21 protein-coding genes are annotated in these 20,465 nt (G+C 66.7%); 15 read left to right on the top strand and 6 right to left on the bottom strand.

The genetic code is table 11. The annotated features are described in order from the left end of the window. Positions 1-82 precede the first annotated feature (82 nt). The 6 genes from V6V47_RS04615 (at position 83) to V6V47_RS04590 (ending at position 5,651) form a co-directional block, all read left to right on the top strand. Positions 83-628, top strand: coding sequence for a SigE family RNA polymerase sigma factor (locus V6V47_RS04615; RefSeq protein WP_334626701.1), 546 nt, complete (start codon positions 83-85; stop codon positions 626-628). Then, positions 625-1,911, top strand: coding sequence for a sialidase family protein (locus V6V47_RS04610; protein ID WP_334626700.1), 1,287 nt, complete (start codon positions 625-627; stop codon positions 1,909-1,911). Before V6V47_RS04615 ends, V6V47_RS04610 begins: the two co-directional genes overlap by 4 nt. A gap of 152 nt (positions 1,912-2,063) precedes the next feature. Next, positions 2,064-2,630, top strand: coding sequence for a hypothetical protein (locus tag V6V47_RS04605; RefSeq protein ID WP_334626699.1), 567 nt, complete (start codon positions 2,064-2,066; stop codon positions 2,628-2,630). Then, positions 2,627-3,757, top strand: coding sequence for a peptidoglycan-binding protein (locus tag V6V47_RS04600; RefSeq protein ID WP_334626698.1), 1,131 nt, complete (start codon positions 2,627-2,629; stop codon positions 3,755-3,757). Before V6V47_RS04605 ends, V6V47_RS04600 begins: the two co-directional genes overlap by 4 nt. Before the next feature lie 5 nt (positions 3,758-3,762). Next, complete coding sequence (locus V6V47_RS04595; RefSeq protein ID WP_442934190.1) at positions 3,763-4,446, top strand: ABC transporter ATP-binding protein; 684 nt, start codon at positions 3,763-3,765, stop codon at positions 4,444-4,446. After that, complete coding sequence (locus tag V6V47_RS04590; RefSeq protein ID WP_334626696.1) at positions 4,443-5,651, top strand: ABC transporter permease; 1,209 nt, start codon at positions 4,443-4,445, stop codon at positions 5,649-5,651. The genes V6V47_RS04595 and V6V47_RS04590 overlap by 4 nt, the downstream gene beginning before the upstream one ends. A gap of 15 nt (positions 5,652-5,666) precedes the next feature. Here V6V47_RS04590 and V6V47_RS04585 read toward each other — a convergent pair whose 3' ends face one another. Beyond that, a complete protein-coding gene (locus tag V6V47_RS04585) occupies positions 5,667-6,278 on the bottom strand; it encodes a phosphatase PAP2 family protein (protein WP_334626695.1) in 612 nt (203 codons plus the stop codon). Positions 6,279-6,362: 84 nt separating this feature from the next. After that, entirely contained in the window at positions 6,363-6,827 is a 465-nt protein-coding gene (locus V6V47_RS04580; RefSeq protein WP_334626694.1) for a hypothetical protein, read from the bottom strand. A gap of 144 nt (positions 6,828-6,971) precedes the next feature. On the opposite strand from V6V47_RS04580, the gene V6V47_RS04575 reads away from it, so the two are divergent. Together V6V47_RS04575 and V6V47_RS04570 are read left to right on the top strand one after the other, a co-directional pair. Next, positions 6,972-7,769 (top strand): SAM-dependent methyltransferase, encoded by a 798-nt coding sequence (locus V6V47_RS04575; protein WP_334626693.1) that lies wholly within the window; start codon positions 6,972-6,974, stop codon positions 7,767-7,769. Between the two features lie 73 nt (positions 7,770-7,842). Continuing rightward, positions 7,843-9,003 carry a low temperature requirement protein A gene (locus tag V6V47_RS04570; RefSeq protein WP_334626692.1) on the top strand — a complete coding sequence of 387 codons (1,161 nt, stop codon included), beginning with the start codon at positions 7,843-7,845 and terminating at the stop codon, positions 9,001-9,003. Between the two features lie 11 nt (positions 9,004-9,014). On the opposite strand, the gene V6V47_RS04565 is transcribed toward V6V47_RS04570, so the two are convergent. Then, a complete protein-coding gene (locus V6V47_RS04565) occupies positions 9,015-9,356 on the bottom strand; it encodes a hypothetical protein (RefSeq protein WP_334626691.1) in 342 nt (113 codons plus the stop codon). 117 nt (positions 9,357-9,473) lie between these two features. Between V6V47_RS04565 and V6V47_RS04560 the strand changes: the two genes are divergently transcribed. Then, the gene (locus V6V47_RS04560) at positions 9,474-9,872 is read left to right on the top strand and encodes a RidA family protein (protein WP_334626690.1); all 399 of its coding nucleotides are present in this window, start codon (positions 9,474-9,476) and stop codon (positions 9,870-9,872) included. Between the two features lie 40 nt (positions 9,873-9,912). Here the strand turns inward: V6V47_RS04560 and V6V47_RS04555 are convergent, their stop codons facing one another. Beyond that, positions 9,913-10,200, bottom strand: a complete 288-nt coding sequence (locus tag V6V47_RS04555; RefSeq protein ID WP_334626689.1) for a hypothetical protein — start codon at positions 10,198-10,200, stop codon at positions 9,913-9,915. A gap of 151 nt (positions 10,201-10,351) precedes the next feature. On the opposite strand from V6V47_RS04555, the gene V6V47_RS04550 reads away from it, so the two are divergent. The 6 genes from V6V47_RS04550 (at position 10,352) to V6V47_RS04525 (ending at position 18,141) form a co-directional block, all read left to right on the top strand. Further along, positions 10,352-10,921, top strand: a complete 570-nt coding sequence (locus V6V47_RS04550; protein ID WP_334626688.1) for a hypothetical protein — start codon at positions 10,352-10,354, stop codon at positions 10,919-10,921. Between the two features lie 455 nt (positions 10,922-11,376). Next, complete coding sequence (locus V6V47_RS04545; RefSeq protein WP_334626687.1) at positions 11,377-12,927, top strand: hypothetical protein; 1,551 nt, start codon at positions 11,377-11,379, stop codon at positions 12,925-12,927. 1,001 nt (positions 12,928-13,928) lie between these two features. Then, positions 13,929-15,095, top strand: a complete 1,167-nt coding sequence (locus V6V47_RS04540; protein WP_334626686.1) for a protein NO VEIN domain-containing protein — start codon at positions 13,929-13,931, stop codon at positions 15,093-15,095. 75 nt (positions 15,096-15,170) lie between these two features. After that, positions 15,171-16,604 (top strand): DNA cytosine methyltransferase, encoded by a 1,434-nt coding sequence (locus tag V6V47_RS04535; RefSeq protein WP_334627064.1) that lies wholly within the window; start codon positions 15,171-15,173, stop codon positions 16,602-16,604. Positions 16,605-16,710: 106 nt separating this feature from the next. Continuing rightward, positions 16,711-17,667, top strand: a complete 957-nt coding sequence (locus V6V47_RS04530) for a hypothetical protein (protein ID WP_334626685.1) — start codon at positions 16,711-16,713, stop codon at positions 17,665-17,667. A 6-nt stretch (positions 17,668-17,673) separates the two neighbouring features. Then, positions 17,674-18,141, top strand: a complete 468-nt coding sequence (locus tag V6V47_RS04525) for a very short patch repair endonuclease (RefSeq protein WP_334626684.1) — start codon at positions 17,674-17,676, stop codon at positions 18,139-18,141. Positions 18,142-18,146: 5 nt separating this feature from the next. On the opposite strand, the gene V6V47_RS04520 is transcribed toward V6V47_RS04525, so the two are convergent. Together V6V47_RS04520 and V6V47_RS04515 are read right to left on the bottom strand one after the other, a co-directional pair. After that, on the bottom strand, positions 18,147-18,644 hold the full coding sequence (locus V6V47_RS04520; RefSeq protein WP_334627063.1) for a HEPN domain-containing protein: 498 nt from the start codon (positions 18,642-18,644) through the stop codon (positions 18,147-18,149). Positions 18,645-18,696: 52 nt separating this feature from the next. Next, positions 18,697-19,860 (bottom strand): DUF262 domain-containing protein, encoded by a 1,164-nt coding sequence (locus tag V6V47_RS04515; protein ID WP_334626683.1) that lies wholly within the window; start codon positions 19,858-19,860, stop codon positions 18,697-18,699. Positions 19,861-20,465 lie beyond the last annotated feature (605 nt).

Here is a 20,465-nt window from a genome sequence, read left to right as displayed (position 1 = left end):
GATCCGTCACCAGCCGAAAAAACCCGGCGATCCAAGCAACCGATCCCGTGCGACCGGTGCACCTACCGGTGAAGGGAGTCGGATGCGAAGCGACGAGGACGAGGATCGGCGTCGGTTCAGCGAGTATTTCGCTGCTCGACGCGGTGCGGTGCGGCATGCCGCCTACCTGATGTGCGGTGACTGGCATTGGGCGGATGACCTGACGCAGGCAGCGTTCATCCGGGTCGCATCGGCCTGGCACCGGATCCGCGATCCGCAGGCGCTTGATGCATTCGTGCGGACCTGCCTGGTCCGGACGTACCTGTCCGAGACCCGGCGGGCGTGGCGGCGTCGCGAGCGCGTGGTGGCGGAGACGCCGGACATCGCCGGCGGTCATGACGAGGCCGAGTCGGTGACCCGGCGGGTGCTCTTCGCCCAGGCGTTGCACCAGGTGCCGCCGCGCCAGCGGGTGACCCTGGTCTGCCGGTTCTATCAGGGGCTTGACGTGGCCGAGACGGCCGCCGCATTGGGCTGCTCGGAGGGCACGGTCAAGAGTCAGACCGCCCGGGGTCTCGCGACGCTGCGTCAGGTCCTGGGGGGCACGCTCCCCGTTCCCGCACTGGCCCGCGCTACGGAGGGGAAGGCATGACGGAACTGCGTGAGCTCTTCGAGGAGGCGGTGAACTCGGCACCACCGAGCCGGCTGCTCGCCGACGAGGTGTACGCGGCCGGCCGCCGGCACCGGCGTCGGCGCCGTTGGGCCATCGCCAACGGCGCGGCCGCCGTGGTCATCGCCGTCGCCGCCGGTACGGGCATTGCCGCGTCGGTGGCCGAGGGGCCGACCGTCACCGGCGAGACGGGCAGCAACCAGCAGCAGCCGTCACCCGGCGTCCTGCCGCACAGCGGGGAGCAGGTCCAGTCGGTCAGGGCGGCCGACGCGCGACACCTCTACCTGACGATGTCGACGAGACTGAACTGCTCCAAGGAGCGGTGCGCCAAGTCCGTCCTGCAACTGGTCGGCTCCGACGACGGCGGACGCACCTGGACCGACCGGGGCGGACCGATCAACACCGCTGGCGTGGAGGTCCTCGGACCTGACCGGTTGCTGGCCATCATTGTGTCCGATACGACCGATGCGGGGGCGCGGACCCTGCAGACCAGCACGGACGGCGGAAGGTCGTGGCGTCCGCTGGATCGGGCTCCTGCCGTCGCGGCGGTGGCGACCGGAAGCAGGGCCGTGTGCTGGCGGGATTCGGGCCAGGTGACATCACCGTGCACGGTGTACGCAATCGACCCGGTGTCACACCGGATCGCGCCGCTGGTCACGCAACCCCCGCTGCGCCTGGAAGATGACCTTCTGCTCGGGGAGTCATCCGGCCGACTGTGGGCCTCGGGTGTGGACCCGGCCGGGCGCCCGGCGGCCGCGGTGAGCCACGACGCTGGGCGTACCTGGTCCACCACCGTGTTCGCGGACCCGCCGGCCTGCTCCCCCGAGGGCTGCGTGGCGCAGGACCTGGCCGTCGGTGACGGGCCGACCGGCTACGCCGTCATCGTCGGCACCCAAAGCCGTGCCGTCTACCGCTATGTGGAGAACAACGGTCAGGACGGTGGTGACTGGCAGCGGGTTCCCGGTGCGGACAGCGTGCCGGCCGACCGCCTGACCAGCGGCAGGCAGTCCTTCGTCACCTCCGACGGGGCGCACGTGCTGCTTCAGGTCGTCGCCATGCCTGGCCAGGACCTTGACGGTTACCGCTACTGGGCGGCTCGCCCGGGTGGCGCGTACCAGCCGGCCGAGCTGGATGGCCTGCCGGCCACCAGCTACCCGGTGCGCCGTACGCAGGACGGCTGGTTCTACGCCCACGACTACACCGATGGGGCTCTGTACGGGTCGACCGATGGCCGGCACTGGTCGTCGGTGGCCCGCAGCTCGTAGACCACCGCCTGCCCTTCGCGCAATTCAGGTCGCTTGGTGCCCTGCGGCTCCAACGCGCGCTCAGCCCGACCAAAAGATCAGGAGAAGTCATGATTCGTCGCGGGATTCTGCGTCGCCATCGATGCCACATCTTCAGTGCGGGAGCGGCTGCCGTGGTGGTGTTCGCGCTCAGCGCCTGTGGTGGCGGAGCTGCCGACACGCCATCGGTGGCCACGGCCGCCAGTGCCAGCGCCCAGCCGACCGGGTCGGCTGGCGCTGGCAGCAGTGGAGTGGTCGCCCAGTACATCGACGGACGGCGTCAATGGGTCACATGCCTGCGTGCCGAGGGCTTCGACCTGCCGGACCCGGACGCCAAGGGGCACGTCGACCTGAGCGGACCCGGCACCCCGAAGAAGACCGATCCGAAGTGGATGGCGGCCCAGATGAAATGCAAGGACTTCAACCTGCCCGTCCCCGAGGAGTTGGAGGACAAGGGCCCACCGCTGACCGAGGAGCAGATCACCCACCGGCGCGACTACGCGAAGTGCATGCGTACCAACGGGATGCCGGACTGGCCCGATCCGGGTGCCGATGGCGAGTGGCCTGAGGACGGGACCCTGACCAGGGAACTCAACCCGCAGGAGCAGGCGGCCAACCTGCGCGCGTTGCAGATCTGCGATCCGGTGCTGGACGGGCGTGCGCCGACCACGCCGAACCCCAATGCGACCTACCAGGGATGAGTGCGGCCGAGTCGATCCCCACCTCGACGAACTGGCGGAGGCGACGGCGGGTGCGGGCCACGTTGGGCGGCGTTGCCGCACTGATCACCCTCGTGGCGGCCGGCGCGGCCACCCTCGGCCTCGGTGGGCGCGGCGGGGACGAACCGCAATCGACGCGCACCGGGCCCGCCGCCGCCGCTCCGGTCAGCCGGCAGACCCTGGTCAAGACCGTGACGGTCGCCGGTGAACTCGGGTACGGCCCGGCCGTGCCGCTCGCCTCGACCGCCACGGGCACGGTGACCTGGCTACCCCAGGTCGGGGCCGAGGTGCGGCGCGGCGGGGCGCTGCTGCGCGCCGACGAGAAGCCGATCGTGCTGCTCTACGGCCTCCTGCCGATGTACCGGCCGTTGACCGAGGGCACCACGGGCTCGGACGTGCGGCAGTTCGAGCGCAATCTCACCGCCCTCGGCTACCGCGGGATCACCGTGGACGAGAAGTTCTCGGCAGCCACCACCCTCGCGGTCAAGCGCTGGCAGAAGGACCTGGCGCTGCCGGTGACCGGCGTGGTCGAGCGGGAGCGGGTGATCTACGCGCCAAAGGCCGTACGCATCGCGCGGCAACTGGTCCGCCTCGGCGCGAGTGCCGCCGGCGACCTGCTGACCTACACCGGCAGCACCCGGATGGTGCTGGTGTCCGCAGGAGCGGGTGAGGTCGGGTGGGCGGTGAAGGGCACCAAGGTCACCGTGGCCTTGCCGACCGGCGGTTCGGTGGCGGGCACGGTCAGCGTGGTGGGTGCCCCAGCGGCCGGCGGGTCGGTCGGCGACGGGCAGCAGCCCGCCGACCCGGAACGGCCCGGCACCGGTTCCGCCACGGTCGAGGTCACCATCGCCATCGCCGACCAGAAGGCGCTGGGTGCGCTCGGTGCCACGCCGGTCGACGTGCGGTACGTCGCGAAGGAGCGCCGGGCCGTGCTGACCGTGCCGGTGGACGCGTTACTGGCGCTCGCCGAGGGCGGGTACGGCGTCGAGGTGACCGGGCCGGCCGGCGCCCGCATCGTGGCGGTGCAGGCCGGCATGTTCGCCGACGGGCGGGTCGAGGTCAGCGGCGAGGGCCTGGCCGAGGGCATGACGGTGGGAGTGCCGCAATGACCGACCTGATCGAGCTTGTCGGAGTGTCCCGGGGCTATCTCGGCGGGGTGATGGCTCTGCGCGAGGTCGACCTGACGATCGGGTACGGAGAGCTCGCCGGGATCGTCGGCCCGTCCGGCTCCGGCAAGTCCACCCTGCTGAATCTGATCGGCACCCTCGACCGCCCGTCGTCCGGAACGGTACGCATCGACGGTCACGACGTGTCCACCCTCTCCGACCGGGAGGTGTCCGCGCTACGCGGTCGCCGGCTCGGTTTCGTGTTCCAGCAGTTCCACCTGGCCGCTGGCGTGCCCGTGCTGGACAACGTGGCCGATGGGCTGCTCTACGCCGGCGTGGCCCGGCGGGAACGACGGCGACGGGCGGCGGACGCGCTGGCCCGGGTCGGCCTCGACCACCGGCTCGACCACCGGCCGCATGAGCTGTCCGGCGGCGAGCGACAGCGTGTGGCGTTCGCGCGAGCCGTCATCGGCGAGCCGGCGCTGCTGCTCGCGGACGAGCCGACCGGCAACCTCGACTCGGCCGCCGGCGCGACCGTGCTGGCGCTGCTTCACGAGCTGCACAGCCACGGCACCACGGTCCTGGTGATCACCCATGATCAGGACATCGCGGCCGGTCTGCCCCGGCAGATCATGTTGCGGGACGGCCGGGTCACCCACGATTCGGGTACGCCACTGGCGGTGCGCCCATGACCCGGAGACCCGGCACCACGAAGCCGCGACCGATCCGGCTCAGCCCGGCCGACGTGGCCCGACTGGGCGCGGCAGGGTTACTGGCCCGACCACTGCGGGTCTTCCTCTCCGCCCTGGGTATCGCCATCGGTATCGGGGCGATGCTGGCCGTGGTCGGCATCTCCAACTCGAGCCGCGCCGAGTTGGACCGGACCCTCGACCGGCTCGGCACCAACCTGCTGACCGCGGCCCCGGGCAAGACACAGGCGGGCGAGGAGGCGGCCCTGCCCGAGCGGTCGACGGCGTTGGCCGGTCGGATCGGGCCGGTCGAATCGGTCAGTGCAACCGGTGCCGTCGACAGATCCGTCTACCGGAACGACAGGATTCCCGCAGGTCAGACGGGCAGCATCGCGGTGCTCGCCACCCAGCCCGATTTGTTGACCGTCGTCGACGCCACGATGCGGGCCGGTTCCTGGTTCACACCCGCCACCGCGTCCTATCCGACGGTCGTGCTGGGCGCCACCGCCGCTCGCCGCCTGGACGTACCCGGCGTCGGGGTGCGGGTGTGGCTGGGCGGTGAATGGTTCGCGGTGATCGGCATCCTGGCGCCGGTACCTCTGGTCGAGGAGTTGGATTCGGCCGCACTGGTGGGATGGGATGCGGCACGCACCTACCTGGGATTCGACGGCCACCCCAGCCGGCTGTACGTCCGTGCCGCGCCACCACAGGTCGCGGCGGTGCGAGCGGTGCTCGGGCGCACCGTCAACCCGGAGGCGCCGAACGAGGTGGCGGTGTCCCGACCCTCCGACGCGTTGGCGGCCCAGCAGGCCACCGACAGCGCGCTGAACGGGCTGCTGCTCGGGCTGGGCGGGGTGGCACTCGTCGTGGGCGGCGTCGGCATCGCCAACACCATGGTGATCTCGGTGTTGGAGCGACGCGCCGAGGTGGGACTACGCCGAGCGCTCGGCGCCACCCGGGGGCAGATCCGTGGCCAGTTCCTCGCCGAGTCCCTGCTCCTCTCCGCGCTCGGCTGCGCGGGCGGCACCCTGCTCGGCGTCGTCGTCACAAGCCTCTACGCGGCCAGTCAGGGCTGGCCTGTCGTGGTGCCACCCTGGGCGATGGCCGGCGCCCTGGCGGCGACCCTCCTGATCGGCGCCGTCGCCGGCCTCTACCCCGCCGTACGGGCCAGCCGGCTGGCACCAACCGAAGCCCTCGCCGGCACGTGAAGCACGTGGAGGCGGTCAGGAGCGCGGGCGGCCAGCCACCTCGGGGACCGGGTGGGAGGTGCGGCCGGCCCGGCGGCGCAGCACCTCGGTGGCCGGGCGGGCCAGCAGCGGAGTGGCCAGTGCGGCGACCAGGGCGCCGAGCAGCACACCCGCGACCACGTCGTGCGGGTAGTGGACACCCACGAAGACCCGGGAGAAGGCGGCCAGCGCGGCCAGCGGCAGCGCGAGCAACCCGAGCCGGCGGGAGAGCAGCAGCGTGGTGACCGCCAGCGCACCGGCCAGAGTCGCGTGGTTGCTGGGGAACGACCAGTCGCCCGGCGGTGGGCAACTGCCCGCGATGATCGCCCGGCCCACCGTCCGACACGGGCGATCCTCGTCCACCACGGTCTTGAGCCATTCGCTGCCCGCGTACGCCAGAAGAGTCGGCAGCGGCGCGACCAGGGCGAGCGCCCGGTCGTGCGGGTCGCCGGCCAGGCGGCTCAGCGCGGCCACCAGCAGCAGCACGCCGAGCACCACGAGCACGCCCTCGGTGGCGTGCCCGACGAACCACTGCACCGGGGTAGGGCTGCCGGCGGCCAGGTCGACGACCTCGCGGTACCACTCGACGCTGATCTGCGGCACGTCCATGCTGTCGGTGTCGATGATGAATCACCCCCCACACGTTCATACCGTGTTCATCTAGAGAAACGGTAGGAACGCGGCAAAGGGCGATCAGGTCGGCTCGGGTATGCCGGCCAGCCGCTCGCGGACGGCCTCCAACTCCTCGAAGGCGTACGCCCAGTTGTGGCACTTGAAGCTGCGCAGCCCCTCGATGGCGGTGTGGCAGTCGGCGCAGCGCACCCCGGCTATGGCGGCCGGCACCTCCGTGTTGACGTACTTGCGCTCGCCGAGGATCACCGTGGCGATCATGGCTTTGTCGTGCAGGCCGGAGAGCGCCGACGAGACGATGTCGTACCAGGTGACCCGCCGGTTGCACTTCGGGCAGTCCGGCTCGTCGCCGCTGACCCAGAGCGGGGCGCCGATGCTGCGCGGAGGCATGCCGAGCAGCTTCTCCAATCGCCGGACGTCCGATTCCGGGGTGGTCCACCGGTGACGGCCGGGCAGCGACGCGGGTGAGTCGTACACGGCGCGGAACAGGTCGTGATCGACCTCCACGGTCTCTCGCTGACTGGTCATCGGCGTCGCTCCTCGATGAGTCGGTGCCCCCACCGTCGTCGGCGGTGACCAGGGGCGCAGCCGGATCAACGACAGGAGGGGTCGGCGCGACGTCGTCCCGGGTGCTAGACATCGAGATCCGACTCGCCGTCGAAGGGACCCCACGTGACCGACCAGCCGGCGCCCACCGGGACCGACGTCACCGCCCAACCCAACGTCGCCCGCATGTACGACTACTTCCTGGGCGGTAATCACAACTTCGCCGCTGATCGGGCCGCCGCCCAACGGGTGCTCGAGATCTTTCCGGAGACCGGGGTCGCCGCACAGACCAACCGACACTTCCTGCGCCGGGCCGTCCGGTACGCAGCCGAGCAGGGCGTACGTCAGTTCCTCGACATCGGCGCCGGGCTGCCCACCCAGGGCACCGTGCACGAGGTGGTGCGGGCGGTGGCACCCGACGCGCGGGTGGTCTACGCCGACTACGACGAGGTGGCCGTGGCGTACGCCCAGCGGCTGCTGACCGACACGCCCGGGACCGCGGTCGTCCAGGGCGACCTGCGGCAGCCGGAGGACCTGCTCGCCCACCCGGACGTACGCGGCCTGCTCGACCTGGACCGCCCGGTGGCGGTGCTGCTGCTCGCGGTGCTGCACTTCGTGCCGGACGAGGACGACCCGTCGGCGGCCATCGCCCGGCTGCGCGACGCCACCGTGCCCGGCAGTTACCTGGTGCTGTCCCACCTGACGCTGGACGGCATCCCACCGGAGTTGGCCGAACGCGGGCAGGCCGTCTACCGCAACAGCAGCGCCCCGCTGGTGCCCCGGACGCACGCCGAGACGTCGCGCTTCTTTAACGGGTACGACCTGGTGGAACCCGGCCTGGTGGAGACCACCCAGTGGCGGCCGGACGCCGAGTCGGCAGTCGCGCAGTCGCACGGCTACGCCGGGGTCGGCATCCGCCGCTGATCTGCTTTTGCCCCCAGCGGCACATCTCGGGTGGTACGACGGACGCAGGGCGTGCCACCCGGGAGGAGCGCCGATGGTGAGCAGGCCCGATCGGGTGCTGCGCGACAAGGACGTGCCGCTCAGCGCCTCGTTCCTGGAACTCTTCTTCGACCTGGCGTTCGTCCTGGCCCTCAGCCAACTGGCCCAGCACCTGCTCGCCGACCTCACCGTGGTCGGCGCGTTGCGTACCGCGCTGCTGCTCACCGGGGTCTGGTGGATCTGGGTGACCACCACCTGGTTGACCGACTGGTACGACCCGGAGAGCCCGGCGATCCGAGTGCTGCTGGTCGGCGCCACGCTGGGCAGCCTGCTGGCCGGGGTGGCGATCCCGCAGGCGTTGGACGGGCGGGGCCTGCTCTTCGCCGCCGCGTACGTCGCGGTCCACATCGCCCGGGGCGCGATCACGGGCCTCACGCTGCGCGGTCACCCGCTGCAGAGCCGGGCGCTGCGAATCCTCTGCTGGTACGGCGTCTCCGCCGTACCGTGGCTGGCCGGCGCGCTCCTGCCGGGCTGGCGGGTGCCGCTCTGGCTGCTCGGCCTCGCCATCGACCTCGCCGGCCCCCGATTCGGCTGGCCCACGCCGCGGCTGGGTCGGGCGCCGCAGAAGCAGATGCGCCTCGCCGGCGAGCACTTCGCCGAGCGGTACCAACAGATCATGATCATCACGCTCGGTGAACTGGTCCTGGTCGCCGGCCTCACCTACTCCGACACCCGCCTCGACCTACCGGAGACCGCCGCCTTCCTGCTGGTCTTCATCACCGCCGTGCTGATTGGTCTGCTCTACGTGACGCCCGCCGGCGCGCACCTGGGCCAGGCCATCGAGCACGCCGAACCATCCCGGCTCGGCGTCATCACCGGCTACCTGCACCTGGTGATGATCGCCGGGATCGTGCTCACCGCCGTCGGGGCCGAGCTGAGCATCGCCCACCCCACCGCGACCGGTGACACGACCGCTGTCCTGATCATCCTGGGTGGGCCGACCCTCTTCCTCGTCGGGCGGATCCTGTTCTCCCTGGCGATCCACCGACGACTCTCCTGGCCACGGGTGGTCGGCTTGTTGGCCCTGGCCATCGCAGCGACCATCCTGCGAATTCCGCTGCTGGCAGTCACCGTCGTCGCCACCGCGGTGCTGTTCGCGGTGGCCGCCGCCGACCGCGCCGCCATCCTCGCCCCCCGCCGTCGGGTCAGCCCCTGACTCAGCGCTTCTCAGGTCAGGGCCACCGCGGAGCCGCAGGCTGGGCAGAACGCACGTTTGCCGTTCGACGTCACCTCGATGTCGCATGTCGAGCAGTGGCCGTTCTCCCACAGGCCCTGATCGATCCCGAGGCTGCCGTCGTAGTGATCGCGATCGACCCAGGCGACCAGTTCGAGGATGGTTTCCGGGTCCTGGTCACACCGGGTCACACTGGCAAGGACCACGTTCGTCCGCATCCCGTAACGGTCCTCGGTGTAGGTCGGCAGGACACGCCGCATCACGTCGACGAGTTCGTGGACCGGCAGCGCCGCCAGTTGCTCGGCGAGCCGATCGCGTTCTTCATCGGTGCTCACGCGCCGGACGCTACGCGAGCCCTTACCGCCTTCGCAGCCGAGAATTGGCGCGCGCGGGGCGAGGACGGCGCCGGATCAAGGCATTTCGGCGGCGCCGCGTTCTGGGAGCATGGTGCGATGGATCTCGATCGACAGACGGTGAGTTCCGGCTCACCACTCGAACCTCGCATCGGGTTCTCCAGGGCAGTCCGCAAAGGGCCGTACGTCGCGGTCGCCGGCACAGCTCCGATCGGCGACGACGGGACGACCGTGGGGCAGGGCGACGTCTACGCCCAGACCGTGCGGTGCCTGGATATTGCGGAGGCAGCGCTGACGGCCGCGGGGGCCGCGCTGGCGGATGTCGTACGGACCCGCGTCATGCTCACGGACGCGAGTCGGTGGGAGGAGGCCGCGCGGGCACACGGAGAGCGGTTCGCGGCGATCAGGCCGGCCTGCACCTTCGTCGAGGTGGCGGGCTTCGTCGACCGCGACTGGCTGGTCGAAGTCGAACTCGACGCGATAGTCGAGTGCTCCTGAACGGCGATCCCGGGCGAGGTCATCCCGTTGCTGCTCAGTGTCACGGCGTTCCGCCACCGTCGCTTCCCGATGCGGCATCGTGCGAGAGCCCGGGGTCGCCCCCGCCGCCCTTGCCTCGCAGCGAGCCCCGTCGGGTCCGACGGGTCTGGCGGGTGATCTTCTGGGTAGCTCGTCGCGCCAATCTGAGTTGCTCCGCTCGATCAACAACCCTCGACGCACGCACTCGTCGCAGCCACACCACGCCAGTGCCGACCGCCAGCACCAGAATGGCCACGATCGTCCCCACGGCAACGCCCATCATGTCGACAGGGTCCACCACCGTGTCCACCAGGATTCCTCGTGCGGAGCGGGTACGCCTCGTCCGTGATCGACACGGTGTCGCTGATGTCGCGGCATCCCGCCGTCGCTGATACCCGATGGCGGTGATCACCCCGCCTCGCGGGGGCGCGGCTGGGAGAACCTCGTGGGAGACTCCCGCCGTGTCGAACGAGCCCGACGACGAGGATGCCGTGAAGGTCCGGGAGCTTCGCCCGGTCGAAGGAGGAACGTGGGGCGGGCTGCTGTTCGACAACCCGAGCATCGGGCTGGAGCCGGCCCTGACCTGGAGCTTCCGCTTTCCATTCGACGAGGTGACCCGGGACTACGGGAGCAGTCGGATCTTCCTGGATATCGAGTGGCTACCCATCCCCGTTCCCAGTTGGCGCAGCATGGCAGGCCAAGTGTTGCGGAACGTCGGCGAACCAGCTGAATCCAGCGTCTACTTCTTCCAGCATCACCAGTACGACCTGATCGACCTGGAGATCGTCGACCAGCAGGATCTGCGGGTTCATGCCCGCGCCGCACTGGCGGGCGACGTCGACGGCCTCGGTATAGACCCGGTCTCCGCCGACGCCTGGCTGCGCTTCACCGGCATCAGGGTGCACCTGGAGGGCGTGACCTCGGCTGACTCAGCCCGTGGCCGGCTTCAGGGCTTCACCGACACCGGCGGCTTGTCCTACTCGCCGAGCCCCAACAGGCCTTCCTTCAAATTCTTCCCTGCGGATCTCTGAAACCTTGACGCCAGCGCCTGCGCGCGATGGCCATCCGGGGTCCTGACTGCCGGTTCGCGAGCTTTGAGCCTCGGAGCTCGTCCGAGGCTGGGCGTGATCTCCTGTCGTCTCATAACGGTGGGCAATTCGCGTAAGCCTTTTTGTGCCGCTGTATGCCCGATGATCTCGCGCGAGTTGATCGCTGTCGACCATGAACAGGGAATAACGATCATGAATGCCGGAACGCCCTGAGTGATCGACAGGGTTAAGATCCCGAGCGACTGATGGACGCCTCCGGCGCGTCTCCGGCCGTTGTCCCATCCCGACCAGACGGGGAACTCATGGTCAACCAAAATCTGCGTACCAAAGCCCTTCGCATGCTGCAGGCGGGGTCCCTCGCGACCGCTGTCGTCGCGTCACTGCTCGCAGTACTTCCCTCCGCGGCCTCCGCCGCTCCGGGTCGCGCTGACGTCGTCGTGGGCGTCACGTCGGATCCGGGCGAGGTGGGGCTGGCCGGCGGGCGGGTCCGCCTCACCATCTCGGCACGCAACGCGGGGGGCGCCGCAGCCACCGGCACCACCCTGAAGCTGACCCTGCCGTCCGGTGCCACCCTCGACCTGGGTGGCTCCCTCGGCGGCTGGACCTGCGACGCCGCGGCCGCCAAGTGCAGGTACGGCACGCTCGCGGCCGGCGCCGACACCACCATCGTCCTGGGCGTGACCCTGCCGTCCGGCACGGACGGCCAGAAGACGACGGTGACCGCGACGGCCTCCACGCGAAGCCGCGAATCGTCCACCACGAACAACACCGCCTCGGCGACCATCGAGTACGGCGTCGCCAAGGCGGACCTCGCCTTCTCGTTCGAGTTCGCCAGCGGTGAGATCTCCTACCTGGGCGGCAACGGGGCCCGCGGCTTCGTCCAGGCCCGAGCGACCAACATCGGCACCAGCTCGGCCCCCGGCGCCCGCTTCACCTTCCAGATGCCGCCGGACGCCTTCGCCGGGTCCTGGACGTCGGACCCGGAGTGGAACTGCGACTTCTCCACCTCCACCTGGGTCTGCGAGAACGACCGGGAGATCGCGCCGGGCGAGTCGGCCTACCTGAACTTCTACCCCTACTTCCCGGCCGGGACGGTGGGCGACACCCGGACCGTGAACGCCTCGGTGTCAACCTCGGTCCCCGAGCGATCGCTGGCGAACAACAGCGGCACCACCACGTTCACCTACGCCGTGCCGCCCCCCAGTGACCTGGAGCTGTACGGGATCGCCGTGGTCGGCCGCGACCAACTGCGGGCGAACGAGGAGTTCGAACTTTCGGTCGCCGTCAGCCTCCAGGGCGGCACCCCCGTGGAGAACACCGCCGTCCGGGTGCCGCTCCCGGCGACGGTCGAGCCGACGTCCCTCGACCCCGGTGACACCAACTGGACCTGCCGACTCAACGACGGGGCGGACGGCCGCTTCGTCGAGTGCACCCGGCCCTTCTGGGACATCGGCACGCTGGGCGGTGATTTGCTGCTCAAGCTGAAGGCGAACGTCGGAACTCCCGACGGTCCGCTGGCCTTCACCGCCACCGCCTCCACGTCAACGGCTGAGACGTCGCTGGAGAACAACACCGCCACCGACAGCGTCACCTACGTCGCCCAGGGGGTCATCACCGGCCACGCCTGGATCGACACCGACCGCGACGGCCAGCGCGACGCGGACGAGCCGAACGCGTACGGGAAGATCGGCAAGATCGAGTTCGTGCTGGAGGGCACCGAGCCGGGCTGGGACGTGCCGAGGGGTTACATCAACGACCGCGACGGCACCTACCTGACCCGGCTCACGCCGGGCCGTTACGTAGCGAACGTCTACCTGCAGGACGGGGCGCCGTACGGCTTCACTACCCCCGACGTTGGCGACGACGCCACCGATTCGGACATTGTCGGCAGCACCGGCGGCTACTACAACCGGGGCTGGAGCGCCGTGGTCGAGGTGGACGACGCCGGGGAGGCCGTCGTCGACATCGGTCTCGCCCCGGCCGCGTAACCCTGACGCGTCGAACTGGCCCCGGCGACACATCGTCGCCGGGGCCGTTCGCGTCCAACGTGGTGTCCGTGTGCGGTGGAAGCGCCACTGCTGTGCTGCGTCGTGCCGGCTCCGATCGCGGCGAAGCGACCCCGGTTGGGGTTGCTGGCCTGCGGAGGAGTGGGCCGCCAGGGACTCGAACCCTGAACCCCTCCGGCGGTCGGTGGATCATCCCAGATCGGGCGGATCGGCGTCCTGACCTGCATGAGGGTTCTCGTTGCCTTACAGCGGTTGACAGCCCTTGTCGGCGTCAATTGTGCCCGGCTTGTGCCCGACGATCATGGCCATCCATCGCCTGCCGCCCATGTCCTGGCTCCGGCCTCGACCCCCGTCGGGGGGATGCGGTCTCAAGCTGTCGCCTGCTGCCAGCCGGTGGCGGCCCGCGCCAACGAGCAGGTGCGCGACCTTGTCGGTTGATGTGCGGGACCGACCTGCATCAAGGCCCGCGCTGCCTTGTTGCTGCCTCGCTACCTGACGGAGAGGGTCTTCGCTGCGCGAGAGCATCCCTCGGCTCCCTGACCCGAGGGACGTTCGGTGTCGCCACGCACGACCTCTCGGATCGGATCGCTGACGTCGCCTAACCGCAACGCGGAGGCCCCCGGCACCCTCAAGAGGAGGAAGCCAGGGGCCAAGCGCTAACGCGCTACTTGCGAACCCGGTCTGCAAAGTCAGCAGCCATCTCGCCGACCATCCGGATCAGGTAGGGCTTGGCGTAGTCCCAAGCCTTCGTGACAGGCGACCATCGGAAGAAGCTCTTCATCTTCCGATCCTTTCTCTTCGGTTGGTAGGTGATTTGAGACCCCTACTACCGAAAGGAGATCAACGGCGCGATCGAGCTTCGCCGTCAATCGAGTTGAGTCTAGCGGCCGAGAGCCGCATGCGGGAACGTCCATCGTCGGGATCCCCGTGTCGCGGCTATCCCCCGGACGTCACGCCGACCCCGACCCTGAGGGTCTGCACCGATGGAGGTCGACGAGCAGATGGCAAGCCTTCTCGGTTCGCGTTCGGCATCGCCGCGCACCGACGCTCGCAATGCCATCTTGCTGCCTCGCTGCCAGAGCCCTCGCATACCGTCGAACGTCTGTGCCAGAGTGACCAACGTGCGAATGACCGACGACCACGGCCAGGCGCTCGACGCCGAATACTCTGTCGAGCGCGACGGCGACTACCTTGCCGTCATCCTCGAAAGCATGAGTGGCCGGGCCGACGGCAGACCCCCACGGAACACCCACTACCGGCCTGCGCTTGAGCTGATCTTGAGGCGTCTCAAGGAACGCCGTGCTGTCATCGAGACGGCCATAGTCGATTCGCGGCGAACTCAGCTACTTCCCGAGTCGGGCCGTAGCCTCATCAGCGAGCCCGTCCGTCTGGCTGACGTTCCCGACCCTCATTTGCTACGACGGCGCCTGACCAACGCTCAGACCACGATAGGCCAAGCCCCCGACGCCCGGCGCCCAGGCAACAGCACCAAGCGGATACGGCTACGTCTCAGTGTCCCCGGCTACGACTCTTCCGACGCGGACCGCCTGGCGGTCGACCTCGCCGCGCGGCCATTGCCGGAGGCAGATGGCGAACCCGACCGTCGTCCGCTTCCGGCACGTCAGCCAACTGCTGGCGATGAGGTCACATCCCCAGGCAGAGATGGCCGGTCCGGCGGGTCCGGGTACATGACCGACCAGGTGCTCAAGGTTGCGCTTGAACAGCACGCGGTGCTGATCGCCATGGACCACTACCGCGACGTCGAGGGATATGACGTTGAGAACGTCGGCAACCGGAGAAGCTACGACATCCGGGCAATACGGGGGACCGAGGAACTGCACATCGAGGTGAAAGGCTCGTCAGGGCTAGCGGACAAGGTCGAGCTGACCTCTAATGAGGTCGATCACGCGCACGGTACTGATACTCACCTCGTCATCGTCGACGAGATCCGGTGGCGCAAGCTCCCCGACGGGACCGTCGAGACCAGCGGAGGACGAGCCCGCCGCTGGACCGCGTGGACCCCCGCGGAGGAGCACTTGACGCCAGCCCGTTACTGGTACCGCCCGCCAGCCCATGCCGACGAACTACCGTTGCCGTCGAGATCACAACCTGAACGGTTCGACTCCCCTGAGCCCCGAGGAGCGCGATGAGGTCGCCCGATTCTGGCTGCCAGGGTGCGCGGCAAGGAGACGTTGTCAGTCGGGTCAGCTAAGGTTCACCCGGTGATGGGCGAGATCCCTCCGGTTACCCTACGTGAGGATGGGGCTCACATGACGAGCAGAGCGAGTGAGCAACGCCCAGCGTCCAACGAGCCGCGCCATGCCCGTGCGCTGCGCGTTGTTGATCTATTTGCTGGTGCCGGCGGCTTGTCGCAAGGCTTTCGGCAGGCGGGCTTCGATGTTGTGGCCGGCAGCGATTTTGACCCGGATGCAATGGCGACTTACAGCACCAACTTCCGAGACGCTGCACCCGTGGTAGGCGATATTCGCGACGAGGACATACGGGCGCGGATCCTCGATGCAGCTAGCGGTGTTGATGTCGTAGTCGGCGGGCCACCTTGCCAGGCTTACTCGCAGGTACGTAATCACGCCCGCATCATCGACGACCCCCGCAACAGCCTCTACCGCGAGTTTGTTCGAATCGTGGGAGAAGTTAAGCCGCGCGCATTCCTTATGGAGAACGTCCCGGGTATGGCCCAAATGGGGGTCCGCGAGCAGGTCCAGCAGGATCTATCACTCGAAGGGGAGTACCTTGTACTTCCCCAACTCGTTGATGCTGCGGACTTCGGTGTTCCTCAGACCCGTAAGCGTCTGCTGTTCATTGGCGTTCGACGTGACCTCAACTTGGATCCCCCAACGCTTGCGGGGACCGGCGTCACCACACTCATCCAACTTGCCCGGCGTACAGATAACCCGACGAGGTATCTACTGCAAGCGCGGGAGCAGTTGGGCGTTGACCTCGGAGCCGCACTCGCTGACCCTTTCGATTCAACAGCGGTGACGGCTTATCAGGCGATCAGCGATCTCGCCGACCTCGCTCCAGGCCGTCGTGAGGATGTCCTAGAGTACGAGCTTCCGGAAGCAGACTCTTCCTATCAGAAGCTAATGCGCAGCCATGACTTAAGCAGCTCGGGTCTAACAAATGTAAGCGTCCCTCGGGTGCGCGCCGATACAGTAATGCGGCTAGAGGCCATCCCCGCAGGAGGAAACCATCGAGACCTCCCCGAAGAACTCCTTGAACGGTATCTTACCGGCGAGAAGTGGGGGCCTCATAATGGCTCAGGCCGCATTAGCCGGCGCCACTTCTATGCCTACAGGCGACTCCACCCGGATATCTGGGCTTGGACGCTGAACACAAAGGCTGACTCGGTGTATCACTATTCAGCCCACCGGTGTCTCAGCGTTCGCGAATTCGCACGTCTCCAATCTTTTCCTGATCACTTCCAATTCACGACGGATCAGCGACGCGGGCTAATCCCTGGCAGAATGGACGGCGGAGCCGCCCATTCAAAGTATCGGCAGGTTGGCAACGCTGTGCCTCCCTTGCTTGCATACGCTGCTGCCCAAGCAATGTCGTCCCGTCTACTAGAATCAGCGACGGGAGACACCCCTAGTGATCGACAATCTTCCCGCAAACGTCGAGCCAAGCAAACTAGTTAAATATGCATTCGGGCAGGAGAACCGACGCAGTCTCCTGGACCGCTATTTCGACTCCCAGGAGCCGGTAACACCGAACAACGCTTGGCGACACGTATACCACCTCTTGATGTGGATCGATCCGACGATCGGGCTAGCCCATTGTTATGAGTCGGATAAGTGTCAACCTGGTCGGCCTTGGTATGGCAGGTCGCTAGCTTTTCATGTCTGGCTATCGAAGCAGTTCGAGGCTTCGCCTAGAGAACTGAACGAGAAAATAGATACCTTGTTCACTTGGGCAGCCAGCGACCTTACCGCCTTTGCAGCGAGCCAGCGCGAGAAGTACGCCAGAAATGCTGAGGACCAGCGGAAGGTTTACCTCCCCGAAGACCTTCCACTGCCCGGAGAGGACCCAGAGTTCCTCGACTTGGTCGACCAGTACCTTCGGCCCTGGTTCCGGGAAGCGCCTGATTCCGCGACCCTCAGGGCACTGGCCTCAAGCGTTCGAACGTATGTCGGTCAGGAGAACAAGCGGAAGAATCTCGTCGGCGAAGGATTTGAAGACACCCTTGCCGCAATTCTTCATCGGATACCCGGGATCGCTTCGTCGTACAACATTATGGTAAGGCCAGTCTTGCATGACATTCCCGGCTTCTACCCGCCGCGGGGGGAAGACAAGGCTCAGCAAGTGGATTTGGCGCTAGTTAGAAAGTCTGACAACCACCGTTCTCTTATCACTTGCAAATGGTCGTTCCGCACTGACCGAGAGAAGCAGTTCCCGAATGAGCATGCGGCTTATACCGACCTTCAGTCGGTAAATAAGCCGTTCGACTATGTGCTGCTAACGAATGAGTTCGATCCAGCTCGCCTGGCATCCGTTTGTGAGCGGACTCGCGAAGTGCACCCCTTGTTCAAGACGGTGGTGCATGTCAATCCGGCTGGGCCCTTGGTCGCATATGCTGTCCCTGCTCCAGACAGGAGTAAAGGGGGCATGGCCAGATCAAAGAAGTACATTAGTTCTGGCAGGATCGAGGGCTTGGATGGCTGGCTTGCGAGGTTGGCTGCTGGTGGCCAAGCCACAGGGTAAGGGCCGATGGATACCGCAGCGCTCCAAAGCTCTAGGCAGCAACGACTCTCGCCATCCTCGGCTGGGCGGTCGAGGAACCTCAGCGCGATCCGACGAACGAATACGAAGCCTGAGGTACTGCTCCGATCACTCCTGCATGCTCGTGGACTCCGGTTCAGAAAGGACTTCCTAGTTCGACTTCCACCTAGCCTTAAAGCACGTCCAGACGTCGCCTTCACACGTCTTCGAGTCGCCCTCTTCTATGATTCATGTTTTTGGCATTCGTGTCCCGAACACGGGCGGCAGCCAGGAGTGAATCAGTGGTATTGGCGTCCGAAGTTGGCTCGAACAGCAGAACGGGACCGAATACAGACGCAGGCGCTACGAGGAGCTGGGTGGCTTGTCATTCGAATTTGGGAACACGACGATTTACTAAAAGCCGTGGATGATGTCGTCGAGATTATTGCGGCGCGTAGGCAGGAGCTGGCATCGTGAAAAGACTAGAGAACAGCTTCTTCGGCCTCCTCTTCTTTCAATAGGTCCCCGAGCCTCTCGGGGAAGTACAAGGCACTCTCATACAGTCCGTACACCTCGGCCGCAGTCTTCTCTAGCAGGAACGTGGCATAACCGCGGTGAACCAACTGGTTCCGCAGGTCGCCAATCTCGCAGAAGTCTTTGATAGACGCCGCGAGCACCTCGTCCGCTTCTATAGCGAGCCGCATTTTCGTTCTGAACTTCGGGCCAAACAAGCCAAAGAACTGGTTGGCGTTTCGCTCCTCCCACTTAAAGAAAGTGTGGTACTGACGCTTCAGTGCCTTGTTGGTCACAAAAGAGACCGCAAACTCGGCTCTTTGCGTGCATGTCTGGTAGTAGGTGACCAACGTCTCGTGGGTGCGGTTTTCTAAGTCGCTGGCGGCGGCCAACAGGACTATTTTGGGGATCCCAGATTCAAGCGTGTTGAGGAACGAAATCTCTTGGGCTTCTTGGAGATACTCCATGACTGCCACGTGATCCTGATATAGCCGCTCGACATGCTCTTTTGGCACGGGTCTACCTCGACTCGCTGGCCGCTGCGACGAGTTCCAACGCCCTCCGTAGTCGATTCCTCACATTCCCAGTGTCAGTGGTCTTCTCCTGAGATGACTCCTGCACCACGGGATCGAGCTTGATCTTCTCGACCAACTCCGAAGATAGAGCCACTAGTTGACCCTTGTCCCGAAGAGAACACGACGCAGCGAAAACCGCTTCGAAAATCGGGACGCTAAACTTCGATTGCCGCTGCCAGGCGCTAGGAGCAACGTCACTAGCATTGTCCAAAAACCAATTGAAGTAGCCTTCAATAGTAGCTAGCTCCGCTTCGTCGTAAGCCTGCGCAACCTGCGAAAACTGATTAAGGAAGCGAACCATGGAAGGCTTGTACTGCGGTCCGTCGCGCCACATGGCCACCGCTCTCGCCAATACCTCCACATCCTGCATGTGAAGGTCGGGCTCCGGTCGTCCGAGCAGCTCCCGCCATCGGGTGTCCAGGTTCAATCTCGTTAGAAGATCATAGAACTTCGAGTGATAGAGGCTGAGCCGAATCTCTTGCGGAGTAAGATTTATGCCACCCGTGTTCAGCCGGCTAAACATCTCGTAAATGGACGAGTTGCCGCCGGATGGCTTGACCTGCTTCACCACAACGTTTCGGATTGTACGAAGATCGAACTGTGTTTTGTAGTCGTCTAGATCAGAGTAGGTTAGACCTGAGAATTTGTTGGGCCTGCCGGGGTTGAGATCCGGAAGCTTCAACGCGAAATCTTCGAAGAGGTCGTCATTACCCAGGACCTCATCAGGGATTCCGCCTCGCTCCATGAAGACATTCCGGAGACGCGGCCTGGCTTCCCTTTTCGGAAACCGCTGCTTGATGAAGAAGTAGATGGTCATCAGGCGTTGCTGACCATCAATCACGAGGAACCTGTTCCTTGCCTCTTCGTACAGGAAGACCTGGGGAACAGGGAGGCCGATTATTAGCGACTCAATAAGTTTCGAGGCTCTCTTAATGTCCCAGACATAGTGCCGCTGGAACCCGGGGATTTTGACAGCTCCCGATTCGATGAAGCTGAAGATCGTCAAGGCGTTGAAGTCATTGGGGGTCGAGGTCAGGTCATACTCGTCGACCTGGCCGTCGTCAACGTCCGGTTCGCCAAGAAACAACCAGTCGTCGTCAGGCTTCATGCTGCCCCCTCCGTAGTTTGCGTCGAGGATATCCATACCGCCGGTGCAAGACGTCCCCCCAAGCCGCGGCGCCCTTTGACGGTTTTCGTGCTGGCACTCCTGGACACCCCCAAACTGCCATCCCGTCTGCCGTCGACCCGCCCTCCTGGGGAGCGGGCCGCCGCCCGGCCCGCCACGTCAAGCGAACCTTGACGGCTCGTTCGGACGCTGGCGGGTTGGGCGGGGGCCTGCTCGGCTTGCCCGGGTCGATGGCAGACGGGATGGCTATCGCTACCACACATGGACCTCGACCCGCCGACGGAGCCCCGGCCATCCTGGAGCCGGAGCGCCCCCGCCGGAGGCGCAGTAACCGCAACCCCGGACCGCCGCCAGCTCGCCGACGCGACCGGCGTCCGCTTCCTTCGCCGCGCGGGTCCTGGCCGCGCGGCCCGGCCGACTGCCGGCTCACACACCCACCAACCAACGGCCTGTCGTTCTGCGGCGGCCCCTTGGGCTTCTCGCTTCCGCGCCAGCCGCCGGGCGTGTTGCGTGGCCGGAGTCGGAGCGCCAGCGGAGCGACGGACGCGCGCCCAGGCGGCGGCGCGTGCGGCCCGTCTCGGGCCGCC

This window comes from Micromonospora sp. CPCC 205539 (assembly GCF_036906815.1).
In the GTDB taxonomy this organism is placed as follows: Bacteria; Actinomycetota; Actinomycetes; order Mycobacteriales; family Micromonosporaceae; genus Micromonospora.
The sequence above is the reverse complement of the archived record's forward strand: the minus strand, read 5'-3'. Positions and strand labels throughout refer to the sequence as shown.

Bases quoted from the DNA above. Each gene is read 5' to 3' on its own strand.
- V6V47_RS04615 (WP_334626701.1), top strand. From the start codon at position 83: ATGCGAAGCGACGAGGACGAGGATCGGCGTCGGTTCAGCGAGTATTTC.
- V6V47_RS04610 (WP_334626700.1), top strand. From the start codon at position 625: ATGACGGAACTGCGTGAGCTCTTCGAGGAGGCGGTGAACTCGGCACCA.
- V6V47_RS04600 (WP_334626698.1), top strand. From the start codon at position 2,627: ATGAGTGCGGCCGAGTCGATCCCCACCTCGACGAACTGGCGGAGGCGA.
- V6V47_RS04590 (WP_334626696.1), top strand. From the start codon at position 4,443: ATGACCCGGAGACCCGGCACCACGAAGCCGCGACCGATCCGGCTCAGC.
- V6V47_RS04585 (WP_334626695.1), bottom strand. From the start codon at position 6,278: ATGGACGTGCCGCAGATCAGCGTCGAGTGGTACCGCGAGGTCGTCGAC.
- V6V47_RS04580 (WP_334626694.1), bottom strand. From the start codon at position 6,827: ATGACCAGTCAGCGAGAGACCGTGGAGGTCGATCACGACCTGTTCCGC.
- V6V47_RS04570 (WP_334626692.1), top strand. From the start codon at position 7,843: ATGGTGAGCAGGCCCGATCGGGTGCTGCGCGACAAGGACGTGCCGCTC.
- V6V47_RS04560 (WP_334626690.1), top strand. From the start codon at position 9,474: ATGGATCTCGATCGACAGACGGTGAGTTCCGGCTCACCACTCGAACCT.
- V6V47_RS04540 (WP_334626686.1), top strand. From the start codon at position 13,929: ATGGAGGTCGACGAGCAGATGGCAAGCCTTCTCGGTTCGCGTTCGGCA.
- V6V47_RS04535 (WP_334627064.1), top strand. From the start codon at position 15,171: ATGGGCGAGATCCCTCCGGTTACCCTACGTGAGGATGGGGCTCACATG.
- V6V47_RS04530 (WP_334626685.1), top strand. From the start codon at position 16,711: ATGTGGATCGATCCGACGATCGGGCTAGCCCATTGTTATGAGTCGGAT.
- V6V47_RS04525 (WP_334626684.1), top strand. From the start codon at position 17,674: ATGGATACCGCAGCGCTCCAAAGCTCTAGGCAGCAACGACTCTCGCCA.
- V6V47_RS04520 (WP_334627063.1), bottom strand. From the start codon at position 18,644: ATGGAGTATCTCCAAGAAGCCCAAGAGATTTCGTTCCTCAACACGCTT.
- V6V47_RS04515 (WP_334626683.1), bottom strand. From the start codon at position 19,860: ATGAAGCCTGACGACGACTGGTTGTTTCTTGGCGAACCGGACGTTGAC.